Genomic DNA, 17,299 nt, shown 5'->3' on the forward strand with positions numbered 1-17,299 from the left:
GGACACCCACCGCCAGAGCACCCCCTCTACACCAGGAACGGGACCCCCTGATAGACGCAGTGATACCGACCAAGGTCATCACCGCTCACACAAGAGGTCCCGTTGCCACACCAGTCTGCCATCTCTGTGTCCACCCGTGTCGTTGAAACAGCCGAGGGCATCTTCGCGCCAGGGCATCTGGGCGAGTTGACCCAGCACATCCCCTTCGAACTCGTCGATGACGTGCTAGCACGAACCAACCACCTCCAACAGCGGCTCCGGCAGCTCCCCTCACGAGTTGGCGTGTACTTCCTGCTCGCGCTGGCGCTCTTCCCCTCACTGGGATACGCCAGGGTCTGGGACAAACTGGTGGCCGGAATACAGTCTGCGGGCACCGCCCGCCCCTCGGAAAAAGGGCTGCGGGACCTGCGCCGACGGCTGAGCCCAGCCCCGTTGAAACTGCTCTTTGAGACACTGGCCGGACCTGTCGGCCGACCACGCACACCCGGGATCAGCTACCGCCACTGGCGCACCGTGGCCCTGGACGGCTGTTCATCCATCAAAGCCCCTGACCAGCTACGCGTGCGAGGCTGGCTGGGCAAGGTACTACGCCCCAACGGCTGGGACGGCTACCCCATGCTCCGGCTGATGGCCCTGTGTGAGACCGGTACCCGCAGCCTGCTGGGTGCGGTCTTTGGCCCCACCAGCTGCGGTGAACGCGGCTATGCCAGACGCCTGCTGCCCCTTCTCGACGCGAGCATGCTCTTGCTGGCCGATCGCGGCTTCGACTCCGATGACTTCCTCACCCAGGTCGCCGGTACCCGGGCCCAACTACTGATCCGCCTCAACGGGCGCCGTACCCCCGCAGTGATGACACCCCTGCCCGACGGCTCCTACCTGACGCGGATCAACGGTCTGACCCTGCGTGTCATCGAAGCGGACATCACCGCCACCTGCCAGGACGGGCAACGAATCGCCAGCAGGTACCGGCTGGCCACCACGTTGCTAGACCACCGACACGATCCTGCCACCACCCTGATCCGCCTGTACCACGAGCGTTGGGAAGTGGAGTCTGCCTTCTACGCCTTGCGGCACACTCTGCTCGACGGACTCGTCCTGCGCTCGCAGGACCCCTTTGGTCTGCAGCAGGAGATCTGGGCCCAACTCGCTCTCTACCAGGCGCTACGACGCGCGATGGTCGAGGCCACTGACACCGATGCCTCCATCGATCCAGACCGTGCGAGTTTCACCGTCGCCCTTGAGGCCGCCCGCAACCAGGTCATCACCGCACAGGGCGTCCTGTCCTGCCTTCCCGGCACCGCAACAATCACCCACGCGGTCATGACCGGTCTTTTGCCCAGACGTCGTGCCCGCCTCAGCGCCCGCCGGGTGAAGGCCTACACCTCCCGCTACCGAGGCAACTCTACTGAGGAACGCCCACTGAGCAGCCGGAACATCATCCATCTGGCTATCACGGTCCACACCGCGCAGACCGGCGCGGACCCCAGGGGTCTTACCTGCGCTTCCACGCCGCCTTCGCCTGGCGGGCGCAGGCAGGGCCGTCGAGACCGCACCCTGCAGCTCCTACGAACAGCCGGTCAGCGCACCTGGAGTTCGAAGGAGATCGCGCGCAGTCTCAGCATCGATCACTACCGCAGTTTCTGCGCGCAACTGGGCCAGTGGGCGAAGGACGGTCTTCTTAGCAAAGTTGGCCGGGGCCTGTACAGACTCGCACCGGAATGGCGCCTACCAGCAGGAACCCATGATTTGCCCTCTCAGTCCACCGCCTAACTACGCGGCATTGTGGCTGAAGCCACTGGCTTGCGGGTAGGCGCCCAGCTGGGTGGTGGGTCCGGCCTCCCGTCTGGCTTCGTGCGGGCCGGTTACGTCTGAAGTGTGGTCGTCGTAGTCCGAGCAGGGCTGAGAGGTGTGGGCCGGGTCCACGACCGGGACCCCGGACCGCGAGCTTTGCGGGCGGTGAAGCCGCGCAGCCGCGCGAAACTCGGCGAACGCAACACGGAACGCTGTTTCTCGGCGAGTACCGAGCCGGAGGCGTCCGTAGGTGATCGGGGAGGAGGCCACCCGCTGGCGCTGGCTGATCCCTTGCGGCCCAGGTTCCCGGCGTCCAGGTTGGCTTTGCGGGTGGTGTACGCGTCCGCGACCTTGCCGATCGCCCGCGGCGTCGGCTGTGCTTTGCGGTCGAACTCGGCTTTCAGCTGGTGGTAGACCTTATCCTGCAGGGCATACTTGTGCCGAGCACCGCTGTCCCGGGCCACCCGGGAGGCGTGGCTCGCCGCCCGGTTACATACGTCCAGGGCCGCCTCGAGCACCCTCGCCGCTCCGGCGAGGGCAGCGGCCTGACCCGCACGACCACCTTCATGATCGAACGCACTAACGACACCAACCTCGTCCACGGGGCCGAACAACGAAACTCCCCGGAAACCCGCTGCCCGCGGTCGGCCGCGCTCACGATCCAGCGGGCAAGGAGATTCCTCCCGGGCGCGCACGCCCGGGTCTCCTCGCCGGCAAGCAGGTGAAGCGTGCGCCAAGGAACGCACACGAGACGGAAGAGTCCGGGCAAGGTCCCCTTGGGGGCGCATTAGGGGCGGGCCGGGGGTGCTGGCGCGTTCGGAGCTCTCCGAGCGGATCGTCCCGCCAGGACATTCCAGACGCGACGCGCCGAGCGCGCACTTCGCTTCCTTGCGTTATACGCCGTTAGGCTGAGGCCAACATCGGTTGCCCGCACCCGGCGGTCCGCTTACTGTCGGGAAGCACAACCAACGTCAAGAACGTAGCAAAACACGCTTTCAGGGGTACGCAGGAACCGTCTCCCCGCTCCGTCGGAGCGGGCCGCGGTCCGGCCCACGGGTCGGCCCGGCGAGGGGAGGAGCGGTACCGGTGGTCCCGGGTTCCCCCACCGACAGCCGCCCGACCGGGTGGCCGTTCGGGGCAACCGAAACGCACACTGAAGAACCGGATGCCGGACCGCCGGCGCACCTGCTGGTCACAGCCAGCACACGCGTAGACGGAACGGCGTATGCGAGCGGAAAGGCCCCTCGTCGTGGCAGCACCGCAGAACTACCTCGCGGTCATCAAAGTCGTCGGCATCGGCGGCGGCGGTGTCAACGCCGTCAACCGAATGATCGAAGAGGGGCTCAAAGGCGTCGAGTTCATCGCGATCAATACCGACGCCCAAGCGCTGCTGATGAGCGACGCGGACGTCAAGCTCGACGTCGGCCGCGAGCTCACCCGTGGCCTTGGCGCAGGCGCCAACCCCGATGTCGGCCGCAAGGCCGCCGAAGACCACCGCGAGGAGATCGAGGAGGTCCTCAAGGGGGCCGACATGGTCTTCGTCACGGCTGGCGAGGGCGGCGGGACCGGCACCGGTGGAGCTCCGGTCGTCGCCAACATCGCCCGCTCCCTCGGAGCGCTCACCATCGGTGTGGTCACCCGCCCCTTCGGTTTCGAGGGCAAGCGGCGGGCGACCCAGGCCGAGTCGGGGATAGCGATGCTCCGCGAGGAGGTCGACACCCTCATCGTCATCCCCAACGACCGCCTGCTGTCCATCTCGGACCGCCAGGTCAGTGTGCTGGACGCCTTCAAGGCGGCCGACCAGGTCCTGCTCTCCGGTGTCCAGGGCATCACCGACCTGATCACCACTCCGGGCCTGATCAACCTGGACTTCGCCGACGTCAAGTCGGTCATGTCGGGGGCCGGATCGGCGCTGATGGGAATCGGATCGGCACGAGGGGACGACAGGGCCGTGGCAGCGGCCGAACTGGCGATCTCCTCACCGCTGCTCGAAGCCAGCATCGACGGGGCACACGGTGTGCTGCTGTCCATCCAGGGCGGCTCCGACCTCGGACTCTTCGAGATCAACGAGGCGGCACAGCTGGTCGCCAACTCCGCGGCGCCCGAGGCCAACATCATCTTCGGCGCCGTCATCGACGACGCCCTGGGCGACGAGGTGCGGGTCACCGTGATCGCGGCGGGCTTCGACGAACCGGAGGTCACCGGACCCGTGGCGCGGGAGCACCAGCCGGTGGACCCTCCTGAGGCCGTCGCCCCCACGGCAGGCATCACGTCCGGCAGGGAGGGTTCGTCGGCCAAGGCGACGCCGTCCGCCGCTGACGCGAGCGGGGCGCCGGCCACCAGCATGCCGTGGATCGCTCCGTCGCGCCCGGCCCAGCCCGCCCAGGAAGCTCCCGCCATGCCGCCGGTGCAGCCCGCGGTGACGCAGGAGCCGGTCCAGCCCGAGCCGGTCCAGCCGGAGCCGGTCCGTTCGGAGTCCGAGCCGACCCAGCCCCAGGCCGAGCAGGCCCAGGGCAACGGCTACCCGGTCCCCCACAGCGAGTCCGAGCCGGTCGCGCCGGAGTCCCAGCAGGTCGCTCCGGCCGAGGAGCAGCAGGCCCCGGCCGCCGAGCCGGAAGCCCAGCCGAGCCACATCCACGCGGTCTCGGACGCCTCGGAGCGCCGGGGCGAGGTGCCCACGCCCCGGCGCCGGGTCATCTTCGACGACCCCGACGACCTGGACGTGCCGGAGTTCCTCAAGTAGCCCCTCACCACCCCGGTACCATCGACGTGTCAGCGGCCCCGACCCTTGCGGCGGGGCCGTCGCCGCCCCACGGGAGAGCCGCAGGAGCAGCCGTCAGGCCTCCCCGGGGCAGAGGGAAGGGCCGCGTCGCGCCGATGGGCAACTTGATCGACCTGGGGCACGGTGTCCGTGCAGCCGTCACCGAACGCAAGGGCGGCGTGAGCCAGCCTCCGTTCGACTCGCTCAACATCGGACTGGGGTCCGGTGACAGCCGCGAGGCGGTCATGGCCAACCGCGCACGCGCGGCCCAGGAACTGGGTTTCGACGTCGACAGTGTCGTGTGGATGAACCAGGTGCACGGCGCCGACGTGCTCGTGGCCACCGAACCCGGCGGGGTCGGCACCTGCGACGGAGTGGTCACCACCCGGCCGGACCTGGTCCTGGCCTCGATGGCCGCCGACTGCCTGCCCGTGCTCGCCGCCGACACCGAAGCCGGTGTGCTGGGGGCGGCCCACTCCGGGCGCCTGGGCACCGCGAACGGGGTGGCGGTCAACCTGGTCCAGACGATGGCCGACCAGGGCGCGCGTGTGGATCACATCACCGTCTTCCTCGGCCCGGCGATCTGCGGCGGCTGCTACGAGGTCCCGCCCGAGCTCCAGGCCGAGACGGCCGAACACACCCCCGAGGCGGCTGCCACCACCCGCCGGGGCACCCCCGGCGTGGACATGGTGGCCGCCGTCACCGCCCAGTTGCGCCGTGCGGGGGTCGCCGACATCACCGCCGACGGCCGCTGCACCCTGGAGACGCCCGAGCTCTTCTCCCACCGCGGGGGAGCGCCCACCGGCAGGTTCGCCTCCTTCCTCTGGCGCGCCTGACCTTCGGAGCATCCGGGCCACCCGGGCCTTCCCCGGGCACTCCGGGCTCCTTGTACCTCCGGGGCCACTTTCGGCCACGGCCACCCCAGGACACACCACCGAAGCCGACAGCAGTCAGTAGGGAAAAGGAACATCCGTGTCACACACCGACTCCGCGCGCACCGAGCAGATCCGCGCCAACCTCACGGCCGCGCGGGCCAGGATCGAGGCGGCCTGCCACAAGGCCGACCGCGACCCCTCGGAGGTGTCGCTGATCGGTGTGACCAAGACCTATCCCGCCAGTGACGTGCGTGTTCTCGCTTCCCTCGGGGTCACCGACGTCGGCGAGAACCGCGACCAGGAAGCGGCCCCCAAGGCAGCCGAGACCGCCGACCTGGATCTGACCTGGCACTTCGTCGGTCAGCTGCAGAGCAACAAGGCCCGATCGGTGGCCTCCTACGCCGACGTCGTGCACTCGGTGGACCGGGCCAAGCTGGCCCGGGCGCTGGGGGACCGTGCGGCCGCCGCCGAGCGGCGTCTGACCTGTCTGGTACAGGTGAACCTGGACACCGGTTCCCAGGCGGGGGTCATCGGTCCGCGCGGCGGCGTGGACCCGGCCGACGCGCCCGCGCTCGCCGAGCGCATCGCCGAGCACGAGGCGCTCACGCTCGGCGGTGTGATGGCGGTAGCTCCGCTGGGCGCAGATCCGGACGAAGCCTTCGCCCGTCTGTACGAGGTGGCGGGGCGGATCCGGGATCGCTACCCTCAGGCGACGGTGATCTCCGCCGGCATGAGCGGGGACCTCGAAGCCGCGATCGGGCGAGGCGCGACACACCTGCGACTCGGTACGGCGTTGCTCGGCTCTCGGGGACCGATCGTGGGGTAATGTCCCCACATAGACCTTGGGGCCTGTCTGTGGCGTTCGCCCGAATGAGCGAACACCCCGCGCACGCGGGGCACAGGGGCCGAAGACGGAGGAGTCGGCTGCGGTGAAGACCGCGGGGACGACGGAGGACATGAGATGGCCGGCGCGATGCGCAAGATGGCGGTCTACCTCGGCCTCGTGGAGGACGACCGTTACGATCACCGCTACGCGGACGAATATGATGAGTTCGACGATTTCGACGAGGTCGTGGACGAGCAGCGTGACCGCGGCGCTGACACCCCACGAGGCGAGGAAGCACGAGGCGACGCTGTGACGGACACCGGCGACTACCTGGGAACGGGTGAGCGACGCGGTGGTACGACCACGACTGCCTCAACCGCCGACCTTGCTCGGATCACCACGCTCCACCCGCGCACCTACAACGAGGCGCGTACGATCGGAGAGCACTTCCGGGAAGGTACACCGGTGATCATGAACCTGACCGAGATGGTCGACAGCGACGCCAAGCGTCTGGTCGACTTCGCGGCTGGCCTGATCTTCGGTCTCCATGGCAGTATCGAACGCGTAACCAACAAGGTGTTCCTGCTGTCCCCGGCCAACGTCGAGGTGACCGCCGAAGACAAGGCGCGGATCGCCGAGCGAGGGTTCTTCAATCAGAGCTAGACCATCACATTTGTCCAGAGATTGGGTCGGGGAACGACCGTGAGTATCGTCCTGTTCGTGCTGCTGAGTCTGCTTCAGCTGTTTGTCTTCGTGCTGATAGCGAGGGTGGTCCTGGAGATGGTGCAGTCCTTCTCCCGGTCCTGGCGGCCCACCGGGTTCGTGCTCGTGCTCGCTGAGATCGTGTACACGATCACCGACCCGCCACTGAAGTTCCTGCGCAAGTTCATCAAGCCGATCCGGCTGGGGAGTATCGCACTCGACCTGAGTGTGCTGGTCCTCTTCTTCGGTGTGATCATCCTTCAGAGCGTTCTGAGGGGCCTGATGGTGAGCTTCGCGTAAGGGGGACGGGGCAGAAAAGACAACCCCTGATTCCGATATGTGGTCTTAGTCATGATCTGGATTGCCGTAAGGTCACGATCAGGTAGCGTCCCTACGGACAGACTCCAAGCGCGCCAAGGAGACGAACATGCCGCTGACACCCGCCGATGTGCGGAACAAGCAGTTCAGCACTACCCGGCTCCGACCCGGGTATGACGAAGAAGAGGTCGACGCCTTTCTCGACGAGGTCGAGTCTGAGCTGGACCGACTGATCCAGGAGAACGAGGAACTGCGCGGCAAGCTTGCCGAGTGCCTGCGGGGCAAGGTCCCCAACGCCGGCATGCAGGACTTCCAGCAGCCGCAGGAGCAGGCCCCCGAGGCTCCGCAGCAGATGGAGCAGATGCGCCCGGAGCCCGTGCAGGCGCAGCAGCCCATCGAGCCGCAGCCCCAGCCGCCCGCGCCGCAGCCCCAGATGGGCATGACCGGCGCCAACATGGCCATGGGTGGCGAGGAGAACATGGACACGGCCGCCCGTGTCCTGGCGCTCGCCCAGCAGACCGCCGACCAGGCGATCTCCGACGCCCGCCGCGAGGCGGACGAGACCCTCGGCCGCGCCCGTCACGAGTCCGAGGACATCCTCGGCAAGGCACGCCGTCAGGCCGACCAGATCATCGGTGAGGCCCGGGCCCGTTCCGAGAACCTCGACCGTGACGCCCAGGAGCGCCACCGTCAGGTCATGGGCAGCCTGGTCCAGCAGCGCGAGGAGCTCGAGCACAAGGTCAACGTGCTCAAGGACTTCGAGCGCGAGTACCGCAGCCGCCTGAAGGACTACTTCGAGCGTCAGCTGCGCGAGCTCAACGAGGAGGGCAAGTCCGTCGAGCCCAACCCGAACACCACGGGTGGCTTCCAGACGATGGCCCCCCAGACCGGCGGAACCCCCGCGCTCCAGCAGCACGGCCCCGGCGGTAACCCGTTCGGCCAGCCCGAGCCCGCCCAGCACGGTGGTTTCCACCCGGGTGAGGCCCCGCACGAGCGTCGCTAGACCTCATCGAGCGGCAGTGCGGCTCCGAACAACTGAAAACTCCGGCTCCACACGTGTAAAGGCCCTGGTCGACCCGTGATCCTTAGCCTCCTCGCCACCGTGGCGGTGCTGGCGGCCATCGCCGTCATCGCGGCCGCCCTGGTGCTCGCCGAACCCAACCTGGTGTACATCGCCCTGGGACTCGGCGGGCTGAGCGTCCTCCTCCTGTTGGGCGCGATCATTCAGGGACGGTTCAGCGGGAGCGGTACGGACACGGAGCGGACGGAACGGACGGACGGTTTGGGGAAGTCGTCCGTCCCCGTGGTGGCCGCGGCAGCGGCCGGCACAGTAGCGGCCCCGCGGTGGGAACCGGAGGAGTCTGGGCGCGTACCCGCACCGGCTGCTCAGCCGGTGCGGGAATCCGTCCCCTCGGAGCAGCGCGTAGAGCAGATCGCGGAGCACCCCGTGCCCCCGGGGCACCCCGCTCCCGTCAGTGAGCCGCGTCCGGCGGCCGCTGAGGACAGCGAAGAGGAAGCGGAGTTCGAGGTTCCCCGCTGGCAGACCCCGACGCTGGGGAACTGGCCGGAAGCGGCCGTCGAACCGGACTCCGGACCTGGAACAGCACCGGACGAGCCCGCCGAGGCTGGGGTTTCCGAGGTCGGGGACGCCGTACCGGCCGAGGAACGGGCCGAGGAGCCGATCGAGGCAGAGACAACATCCGAACCCGAGACGGAGCCCGAAGCAGAGGCCGTCCCGGAGCCCGAGCCGGAAGAAGCGCCCGCCGAGGCGTTCACCTACCGCATCCCCACCCGGACCACTCGCGAGGATCGCGAGGAGGTGTCCGTCGAGGACTCCGACCACGAGGAGCCGCCCCAGGAGGGTGAGGAGCCCGTGGCGGACGTCGAGGACGCCGAGGACCGCCAGGGGGCTCCGGCGGAGGAGAACCCCGCCGAAGAGGCTGTGGAGGCCGCTGAGACCCCCGAGGACTCCGAAGGGGACCTTGAGGCTGGGCCGGTGGCCGAGGACGTCCCGGAATCCGGGGAAGAGACCCCCGAAGCGGAGTCCGTGGCGCAGAGGCAGATCCCCGAGGAGCCCGAGGACGAGGAACGCTCGGCCGACGTCGCCTACGAGCAGCCCGCCGAGGAACAGCCCGCCGAGGAGCAGGTTGCGCACAATGAGGACGGGGCCGAGGACCCGTCTCTGGCCTACGCCGCCATCCTCGACGGCGAGGAGACCGAAGAAGCCTCTGACAAGACCCCTGAGGTCACGGAGGCCGCTGAGGCCGCTGAGGTCCCTGGGCCCGCCGACGAAGCCCCCGAAGCCCCCGAAGCCACGGGAGCGGCCGAGGACTCCGGCTCGGAAGAGACCGACCACACCGGCAACAGCGACGAGGACGGTCAGCTGGACCGCGCCAAGGAGCCGGACCCCTCCCGCTCCAGTTAGCCGCTCTCCCCACACCCGAGAACACCACGAAGGCCCCGCTCGAAGAACGATGCTGTTGGCGAATCCGGAGCGAAGGGGTCGGAGAAAGCGCTGGGGCCCGGAGAAGCGGAGAGGCTGATCTGGGGAGGCTTCTCTGTGTCAGGCTCAGCCTCAGGCTCGGGTAAGGCGTCCGGCGCGGGATCAGTGCGGGGCCTGGGGCTCGGGTTTCTTTTCTGGTTGGGGTTCCCCCGTTTCCCGCCGCGTGATGGTGGCCGTCTACGCTGCGCGCGTCAAGGTCGTACGTCCTCGCTTCGCTCCGGGCGCTCCACCTTGACCCGCTTCGCTACGACGGCGGTGGGCGGCTATCGGGAAACGGGGCAGGAGTGGTCGGGGCGGCAGACGGGCCCCAGAGGGGCCCAACAGCAACTGCGCGGCCTTCGGCCGGTGCCCTCCCCAGACCGGAGCGCAACGCCTGGCCGTGTCGCGGCCGGTCAAGGTCAGCGACGAAAAGCGGCAGCGAAGGCGCCAGGCTCCCCAGCCCTGCGCGGACCGGTTGCCCGTGTCGCGGCCGGTCACTGACCGGGACGGAAAAGCGGCGGCGAAGGCAGCAGGTTCCTCACCTCCGCGCGGACCGGGACACGTGTCGCGGCCGGTTGCCCGTACTGGCGAACACCACCAGCGGCCCGCCAGGCCCCGGGCCCGGTTTCGGCCCTCTTTTCGAAGATGATCTTGCTACCAGGGGCAAGTTCGGCGCCGAACTTGCTCCTGGTAGCAAGATCATCGGGGGTGAGGGGGTTTCGGAAGCAGCGGACGACCCCCAGGTGCGGGTTACGGACACTCGGCTTGCCCGGGGCCGACACCGCAGCGCTGAACCCCGCCCTCACCACCGGCTGGTCCGATGGCACGCATGACCGGCCACGACACGCGAACCGATCCCCGCAGGGCTGGGGAGACTGCTTCCCTCGCTGCCGCTTGTCCGTCCCGGTCAGTGACCGGCCGCGACACGGCCAGGCGTTGCGCTCCGGTCTGGGGAGGGCACCGGCCGAAGGCCGCGCAGTTGCTGTTGGGCCCCTCTGGGGCCCGTCTGCCGCCCCGACCACTCCTGCCCCGTTTCCCGATAGCCGCCCACCGCCGTCGTAGCGAAGCGGGTCAAGGTGGAGCGCCCGGAGCGAAGCGAGGACGTACGACCTTGACGCGCGCAGCGTAGACGGCCACCATCACGCGGCGGGAAACGGGGGAACCCCAACCAGAAACGCGACCCGAGCCCCAGGCCCCGCACAGGCCCCACCCCGGATTGGCTTACCCGAGTTTGAGCCTGGCACGGAGAGCCTCTCCGTGCCAGGCGTTCTGCTTCTCCGGGTCCCCACGTTCTCCGGGTCCCCACGTTCTCCGGGTCCCAGCGCTTTCTCCGAACCCTTCGCTCCGGATTCGCCAACAGCATCGATGAACGAGCGGGCCCTTCTGCACCTCAGCGCCTCAGTACCTCAGTACCTCAGTACCTCAGCGCCTCAGCACCTCGGGGCCTCAGCGCGTCAAAGGTCAGGCGCGGCGGAAGCTGAATGCCACACCGAACTCCTCCGACTCCGCCGAGTGCGGGGCGTCCTCGCCCGCACCGGCCACGAAGGCGTCGGCGAGCACCTCACCGGCGATCATCTGCCCGTGCTCGGACAGCGCCTGGCGGACGGCCTCGTCCTCACTGGTCCACCACACGTGGATCCGGTCGGACACGTCCAGGCCGCTGTTCTTACGGGCCTCCTGGAGCATCCGCACCATCTCGCGGGCCAGGCCGGCGCGGCGCAGCTCCGGGGTCAGCTCCAGGTCCAGGGCCACCGTCTCACCGGCCTCGGAGGCCACCGCCCAGCCCTCGCGGGGCTGCTCGGTCACCAGCATCTCGTCGGCGTTGACCTCCACCGGCTCGTCCTCGACCCGCACCTGCGCCCAGCCGGTCGCGCGGACCTGCTCGACCAGGGCGGCCGGGTCGGCGGTCTGGATGGCCTTGGCCACCAGCGGCGTACGCTTGGCGAACCGCTTGCCCAGGGCGCGGAAGTTCGGCTTGACCACGTAGTCCACGAGGTCGCCGCCGACGGATGACAGGGCGTCCAGCCCGGCCACGTTGAGCTCGTCGGCCACCTGCGCGCGCAGCTGCTCCGGCAGGTCGGCGAAGCCCGGAGCGCCCACCAGGGCGCGGGCCAGCGGCTGCCGGGTGCGCATGGCCGAGTCCACCCGGGCGGAGCGGCCCAGCTCCACCAGACGGCGGGTCAGCGCCATGTTCTTGGACAGCTCGGGGTCGATCAGGTCCTCGTTCACCTGGGGCCAGGAGGCCAGGTGCACCGAGTCCGCTGCCTCCGGGCGGCGCAGCGCGGACCACACGTGGTCGGTCAGGAACGGCACGATCGGCGCCATCAGCAGGGTGACGGTCTCCAGCGCCTCGAACAGCGTGGCGAAGGCCGCCGCGCCCTCGGGGGTCTCCGCCCCGCCCCAGAACCGGCGGCGGGAACGGCGCACGTACCAGTTGGACACGTCGTCCACGAACGCGGTCAGGCGGCGCCCGGCCCCGGTCGTGTCGAACTTGTCCATCGCCTCGGTGACGTCGCGCACGACCTCGTTGAGCTCGGACAGCAGCCAGCGGTCCAGCAGCGGGCGGTCCTGCGGGGCAGGCGCGTCAGCCAGCTTCGAGTGGTCCCAGCCGCTGCCGGCGTTGGCGTACAGGGTGAAGAACGACGTGGTGCTGTAGTAGGTCAGCAGCACCTTGCGGACGATCTCCTCCAGGGCGGCGTGACCGACTCGGCGGGCCGTCCACGGTGAGCCGCTGGCCAGCATGAACCAGCGCAGGGCGTCCGCGCCGTGCTGGTCCATCACCGGGATGGGCTGCATGACGTTGCCCAGGTGCTTGCTCATCTTGCGGCCGTCCTCGGCGAGGATGTGGCCGAGCACGACCACGTTCTCGAACGAGTTGCGGCCGAACACCAGGGTGCTGACCGCCAGCAGCGAGTAGAACCAGCCGCGGGTCTGGTCGATGGCCTCGGAGATGTACTGCGCCGGGAAGTTCTCCTCGAAGGTCTCCTTGTTCTGGTGCGGCGCACCCCACTGGGCGAACGGCATGGAACCGGAGTCGAACCAGGCGTCGATGACCTCGGGCACGCGGCGGGCGACCCGCTGGTCCTCGGGCAGGGACGGGTCGGCGTCGGGGTCGGGGATGACGACGTCGTCGACGTAGGGGCGGTGCGGGTCCAGGTTGGACAGGTCCTGCCCGCTGAGCTCGCTCAGCTCCGCCAGGGACCCGACGCAGATCTGGCGGCCGTCGGGGAACTCCCAGATCGGCAGCGGGGTGCCCCAGTAGCGGTTGCGGGACAGCGCCCAGTCGACGTTGCCGCGCAGCCACTCGCCGAAGCGGCCCTCCTTGACGTTCTCCGGCACCCAGTTGGTGACGTCGTTCTGCGCTAGCAGCTCGTCCTTGACCGCGGTGGTGCGGATGTACCAGGACGGGACCGCGTAGTAGAGCAGCGCGGTGTGGCAGCGCCAGCAGTGCGGGTAGGAGTGCTCGTAGTTCAGGTGGCGGAAGAGCAGGCCGCGGTCCTTGAGGTCGCGGACCAGCGTCTTGTCTGCGGTCTTGAAGAAGACCCCGCCGACCAGTGCGAGTTCGGCCTCGAAGGTGCCGTCGGGGCGGACCGGGTTGACCACCGGCAGGCCGTAGGAGCGGCAGACCGTCATGTCGTCGGCGCCGAAGGCGGGCGACTGGTGGACCAGGCCCGTACCGTCCTCGACCGTGACGTAGTCGGCGAGCACCACGTAGTGCGCGGGCTCGTCGAAGGGCACGAGGTCGAAGGGGCGCTGATAGGTCCAGCGCTCCATCTCGTCGCCCTCGTAGCTCTCGCCGGTGAGCTCCCAGCCCTCGCCGAGGACCTTCTCGAACAGCGGCTCGGCGACCACGAGGCGCTCGTCGCCGTCGGTGGCCACCACGTACTTGACGTCGGGGTGCACGGCCACCGCGGTGTTGGACACCAGGGTCCACGGGGTGGTCGTCCACACCAGCAGCGCGGTGGGGTGCTCGGGCGAGGCGAGCGGGCCGGAGGTGACCGGGAACCGCACGTACACCGACGGGTCGGTGACGGTTTCGTAGCCCTGGGCCAGTTCGTGGTCGGACAGCGTGGTGCCGCAGCGCGGGCAGTAGGGGCTGATCCGGTAGTCGCGGGACAGCAGGCCCTTGTCCCAGATCTGCTTGAGAGCCCACCACACGGACTCCACGTACTGCGGGTCCATGGTGCGGTAGGCGTCGTCCATGTTCACCCAGTAGCCCATGCGCTCGGTCATGGCGGTGAACGCGTCCACGTTGCGCAGGACGGACTCGCGGCAGCGGTCGTTGAACTCGGCGATGCCGAAGGCCTCGATGTCCTTCTTTCCGCTCAGGCCGAGTTCCTTCTCCACGGCGACCTCGACGGGCAGGCCGTGGCAGTCCCAGCCGGCCTTGCGGTCCACGTGGTAGCCGCGCATGGTGCGGAAGCGCGGGAAGACGTCCTTGAAGGCGCGGGCCTCGACGTGGTGCACGCCGGGCTGGCCGTTCGCGGTGGGCGGGCCCTCGTAGAACACCCAGTTCTCATTGCCGCGGGTCTGGTCGAGCGACCGCTGGAAGACGTTCTCCTTCGACCAGCGGCCGAGGATCTCGCGCTCCGTCGCGGGCAGGTCGATCTGAGCGGGCAGCTGGGGCAGCGCGCGGGATTCGGGCCGGGGGTCGTCGGTCACCGTCGTACCTTTCTCCATCAGGGGTGTTCCTGACGGAGGGACGAGGCGGAGCCCCGCGGTACCACCCTCCTTGGAGCCGCGTCCCGAGTCCGCTGGACGGATCGGTGGCGGGTCCCACTTCGTTGGGTTCGTGCCGGTTCTACTGGGGTGCGCGCTGTGCTCGCCACTGCGCGCGACCTGTTCTTCCGACGGCTCCGGGGTGATCTTCGCGCTGGTCGTTGCCCCCGGGCTCGCACCGTCCCCGGGTCGCTTGGGCGGTCCAGCCCCTCTAGGCTGTGTCCGTCCGGTCGGGGCCAGCGTTACTCGTCCCCATCGACACGCATTCAGGATAACGCAGTGCGGCCAGGCGTGCCGCGCATTGAGTGAGGGGGCGGCCGTGGCGGAGCAGACGCGGGGCGCGGTCCTGGTGACCCTGCCCGACCGCGAGGACGCGGACGAGCTCGCCGAGCAGCTTCTCGAGCAGGGGTACGAGCCCTGCCGGGTGTACCGGGACATGCTCGCCGGCGAGGACGACGCCGAGGACGTGGACTGGGTCATCGAGGTACTGACCGGCCCGCACGGTGGCCCGGCCACCTTCGACGAACCCCACCTGTTGCTGCTGGCCGAGGACTACGGCGGCTTCGCAGTCGCGGAGTGAGAGTGGGCAAGCGGCCTCGGTGACGCTCCACCACCGATCACCCCGAGATCGATCCACCCCGAGATCGATGGTTCCGCCAGGCCCCCGCCCGGATCATTGCCTTGGGGCGGTCGATTGCCTAGGCTCGCGGCACCACTCACGGCCTTCCCGAAAGAGGGGAGACCCCGCAGATCAGGTGGGGTTCGGGGGCTGTGCGGCGTGTGGAGGGGGAGTGCGATGAAGGCCACCGAGGCGGCGGCGCTGCCGGTTCGACCGGGGGAGGGGCCCTGGACACCGGAGGAGCTCGCTCAGCTCCGGAACCAGTTGGAGAGCGAGATCGTGGCTCAGCGGGAGGAGATCCGCGAGAGCGAGAACGAGGTCCACGAGCTGCTCACCGACCCGGTCGCGGGGGCGGGGGACGATCCCGCGGACACCGGTGCGAAGACCTTCCAACGCGAACACGATCTGGCGTTGGCCTACAATACTCGTGACCTGCTCGCCAAGAACGAGCGGGCGATCGAACGGATGGACGCGGGGACCTACGGGGTCTGTGAGTCATGCGGCCAGGCCATCGGGAAGGCACGTCTACAGGCCTTCCCGCGAGCCACCCTGTGCGTCACCTGCAAACAGCGCGAGGAGCGTCGCTGACTGAGGTAGAGCCCTCCGGGGACAGCAACATGACCACGACCGACAACACCGTTGCCCGGCCGCGCAGGTACGTACTCCTGTTGTTGGTCGCGCTCGCCGCGATCGTCGCCGACTTCCTGACCAAGGAATGGGTGCTGGCGGCCTTCTCCCAGGGCGAGCGCCTCGATGTCATCGGCAGCTTCGTCCAGTTCACCCTGGTCTACAACACCGGCGCCGCGTTCTCGCTCGGCACCGGCTACACCTGGGTGTTCACCGCCATCGCCACCGTCGTGGTCCTCGCGATCGCCTACATCGGCTGGCGTGTGCGCAGCGTGTGGTGGGGCGTCACGCTCGGCCTGATGATGGGCGGGGCCGCGGGCAACCTCGTCGACCGCTACTTCCGGGGCGAGGCGCCCGGCACCGGCGCGGTCGTCGACTTCATCAGCGTCGGGACCTTCCCGGTCTTCAACATCGCCGACTCCTGCGTGGTGGTCGGGGCCTGCCTGGTGGTGGCACTCACCTTCAAGGGCCTCAACCTGGACGGGACGATGGTCGCGGACGAGACGGCGGACGAGGACACCGAGATCGCTGGACCCGCTGAGGCGGGTGACGGCGGAGACACCGGGACGAGCGGTGGCACCGCTGGGCGGGACTCCGCCGAGAACGACGGCGGAGAGAACGACAAGGGGAAGGGCGCATGAGCGACACAAGGAGCCTCCCCGTCCCTGACGGCCTGGAGGGCGACCGGCTGGATTCCGCGATCGCGCGGATGTTCGGGCTCTCCCGGACCCGTGCCGCGGAGCTGATCGGCGACGGCGGCGTCCTCCTCGACGGCGCCGAGGCTGGCAAGTCCGACCGGGTGCAGGCCGGGTCCTGGCTGGAGGTCACCCTCCCGCCGCCGCCCACCGCCCCCGTCCCGCGGGCCGAGGCGGTCCCGGGCATGCGGATCGTGCACGAGGACACCGACATCATCGTGGTGGACAAGCCGGTCGGCGTGGTCGCGCACCCGACGGTCGGCTGGACCGGCCCCAGCGTCCTGGAGGGCCTGCTGGCCTCGGGCGTGCGGCTGGCCACCAGCGGAGCCGCGGAGCGCCAGGGCATCGTGCACCGCCTGGACGCCAACACCACCGGCCTGATGGTGGTCGCCAAGAGCGAGACCGCCTACAGCGTGCTCAAGCGGGCGTTCAAGGAGCGCACCGTGGACAAGCGCTACCACACGCTGGTCCAGGGCCACCCGGACCCGCTGCGCGGCACCGTCGACGCCCCGATCGACCGCCACCCCGCCGGTGACGGCCGCTGGGCCGTGGTCGCTGGCGGGCGCCCCTCGGTGACTCACTACGACACCCAAGAGGCCTTCCGGGCCGCCAGCCTGCTCGAGATCAAGCTGGAGACGGGCCGCACCCACCAGATCCGGGTGCACATGGCCGCGCTGCGCCACCCCTGCGTGGGCGACCACCTCTACGGAGCCGACCCCACACTCGCCGAGCGGCTGGGCGTCAAGCGCCAGTGGCTGCACGCGGTGCGGCTGGGTTTCGACCACCCCACCGAGCACCGCCCGGTGGAGTTCTCCAGCCCCTACCCGGAGGACCTCGAAGCCGCCGTGGCCAAGCTCCGCGAGGACTAGCTCCGAGCGCTGGAC

13 protein-coding genes are annotated in these 17,299 nt (G+C 69.4%); 12 read left to right on the forward strand and 1 reads right to left on the reverse strand.

Translation table 11 applies throughout. From position 1 onward, the window contains the following. The first annotated feature begins 102 nt into the window (after positions 1 to 102). The 8 genes from HNR07_RS01975 (at position 103) to HNR07_RS02010 (ending at position 9,698) form a co-directional block, all read left to right on the forward strand. Positions 103 to 1,770 carry an IS4 family transposase gene (locus HNR07_RS01975; protein WP_184361138.1) on the forward strand — a complete coding sequence of 556 codons (1,668 nt, stop codon included), beginning with the start codon at positions 103 to 105 and terminating at the stop codon, positions 1,768 to 1,770. Between the two features lie 1,270 nt (positions 1,771 to 3,040). Next, positions 3,041 to 4,534, forward strand: a complete 1,494-nt coding sequence (ftsZ, locus tag HNR07_RS01980; protein WP_184361141.1) for a cell division protein FtsZ — start codon at positions 3,041 to 3,043, stop codon at positions 4,532 to 4,534. Between the two features lie 134 nt (positions 4,535 to 4,668). Continuing rightward, on the forward strand, positions 4,669 to 5,388 hold the full coding sequence (gene pgeF / locus HNR07_RS01985; protein WP_184361144.1) for a peptidoglycan editing factor PgeF: 720 nt from the start codon (positions 4,669 to 4,671) through the stop codon (positions 5,386 to 5,388). 136 nt (positions 5,389 to 5,524) lie between these two features. Then, the gene (locus tag HNR07_RS01990) at positions 5,525 to 6,253 is read left to right on the forward strand and encodes a YggS family pyridoxal phosphate-dependent enzyme (RefSeq protein WP_184361147.1); all 729 of its coding nucleotides are present in this window, start codon (positions 5,525 to 5,527) and stop codon (positions 6,251 to 6,253) included. Between the two features lie 135 nt (positions 6,254 to 6,388). Continuing rightward, positions 6,389 to 6,916, forward strand: a complete 528-nt coding sequence (locus HNR07_RS01995) for a cell division protein SepF (RefSeq protein WP_017579791.1) — start codon at positions 6,389 to 6,391, stop codon at positions 6,914 to 6,916. Positions 6,917 to 6,955: 39 nt separating this feature from the next. Then, positions 6,956 to 7,255: a YggT family protein gene (locus HNR07_RS02000; protein ID WP_017579792.1), complete on the forward strand. Its 300-nt coding sequence runs from the start codon at positions 6,956 to 6,958 to the stop codon at positions 7,253 to 7,255. Positions 7,256 to 7,382: 127 nt separating this feature from the next. Further along, on the forward strand, positions 7,383 to 8,276 hold the full coding sequence (locus HNR07_RS02005) for a DivIVA domain-containing protein (protein ID WP_184361151.1): 894 nt from the start codon (positions 7,383 to 7,385) through the stop codon (positions 8,274 to 8,276). Positions 8,277 to 8,351: 75 nt separating this feature from the next. After that, the gene (locus HNR07_RS02010) at positions 8,352 to 9,698 is read left to right on the forward strand and encodes a hypothetical protein (RefSeq protein ID WP_184361154.1); all 1,347 of its coding nucleotides are present in this window, start codon (positions 8,352 to 8,354) and stop codon (positions 9,696 to 9,698) included. 1,518 nt (positions 9,699 to 11,216) lie between these two features. Here HNR07_RS02010 and ileS read toward each other — a convergent pair. Beyond that, the gene (gene ileS / locus HNR07_RS02015; RefSeq protein WP_184371275.1) at positions 11,217 to 14,417 is read right to left on the reverse strand and encodes an isoleucine--tRNA ligase; all 3,201 of its coding nucleotides are present in this window, start codon (positions 14,415 to 14,417) and stop codon (positions 11,217 to 11,219) included. Between the two features lie 376 nt (positions 14,418 to 14,793). Between ileS and HNR07_RS02020 the strand changes: the two genes are divergently transcribed. From HNR07_RS02020 to HNR07_RS02035, 4 genes are all read left to right on the forward strand, one after another. After that, positions 14,794 to 15,054, forward strand: a complete 261-nt coding sequence (locus HNR07_RS02020) for a divalent-cation tolerance protein CutA (RefSeq protein ID WP_017579795.1) — start codon at positions 14,794 to 14,796, stop codon at positions 15,052 to 15,054. Between the two features lie 216 nt (positions 15,055 to 15,270). Further along, complete coding sequence (locus tag HNR07_RS02025; protein WP_184361157.1) at positions 15,271 to 15,681, forward strand: TraR/DksA family transcriptional regulator; 411 nt, start codon at positions 15,271 to 15,273, stop codon at positions 15,679 to 15,681. Between the two features lie 29 nt (positions 15,682 to 15,710). Continuing rightward, positions 15,711 to 16,361, forward strand: coding sequence for a signal peptidase II (lspA, locus tag HNR07_RS02030; protein WP_184361160.1), 651 nt, complete (start codon positions 15,711 to 15,713; stop codon positions 16,359 to 16,361). Then, on the forward strand, positions 16,358 to 17,284 hold the full coding sequence (locus tag HNR07_RS02035; RefSeq protein ID WP_184361163.1) for an RluA family pseudouridine synthase: 927 nt from the start codon (positions 16,358 to 16,360) through the stop codon (positions 17,282 to 17,284). The genes lspA and HNR07_RS02035 overlap by 4 nt, the downstream gene beginning before the upstream one ends. Positions 17,285 to 17,299 lie beyond the last annotated feature (15 nt).

The sequence above is a fragment of the Nocardiopsis metallicus genome (genome assembly GCF_014201115.1).
Lineage (GTDB): Bacteria > Actinomycetota > Actinomycetes > Streptosporangiales > Streptosporangiaceae > Nocardiopsis > Nocardiopsis metallicus.